Origin of the sequence: Pantoea sp. K16 (assembly GCF_048452805.1) — a bacterium.
Lineage (GTDB): Bacteria > Pseudomonadota > Gammaproteobacteria > Enterobacterales > Enterobacteriaceae > Pantoea > Pantoea agglomerans.
The window spans coordinates 1-511 of record NZ_JBLWNV010000034.1; the positions used below are offsets into that span (position 1 = coordinate 1).

At 43.2% G+C, this 511-nt stretch carries 1 protein-coding gene; it reads left to right on the forward strand.

What is annotated here, in order from left to right; all coding sequences use genetic code 11:
- Window positions 1-262 precede the first annotated feature (262 nt).
- Window positions 263-511: CatA-like O-acetyltransferase (locus ACK13D_RS22040; RefSeq protein ID WP_040094987.1), on the forward strand; the 249-nt coding region annotated here is incomplete at its 3' end.

Sequence of the window (511 nt, forward strand, 5' to 3'; positions counted from 1 at the left end):
CACCATCATACACTAAATCAGTAAGTTGGCAGCATCACCCGACGCACTTTGCGCCGAATAAATACCTGTGACGGAAGATCACTTCGCAGAATAAATAAATCCTGGTGTCCCTGTTGATACCGGGAAGCCCTGGGCCAACTTTTGGCGAAAATGAGACGTTGATCGGCACGTAAGAGGTTCCAACTTTCACCATAATGAAATAAGATCACTACCGGGCGTATTTTTTGAGTTATCGAGATTTTCAGGAGCTAAGGAAGCTAAAATGGAGAAAAAAATCACTGGATATACCACCGTTGATATATCCCAATGGCATCGTAAAGAACATTTTGAGGCATTTCAGTCAGTTGCTCAATGTACCTATAACCAGACCGTTCAGCTGGATATTACGGCCTTTTTAAAGACCGTAAAGAAAAATAAGCACAAGTTTTATCCGGCCTTTATTCACATTCTTGCCCGCCTGATGAATGCTCATCCGGAATTCCGTATGGCAATGAAAGACGGTGAGCTGGTG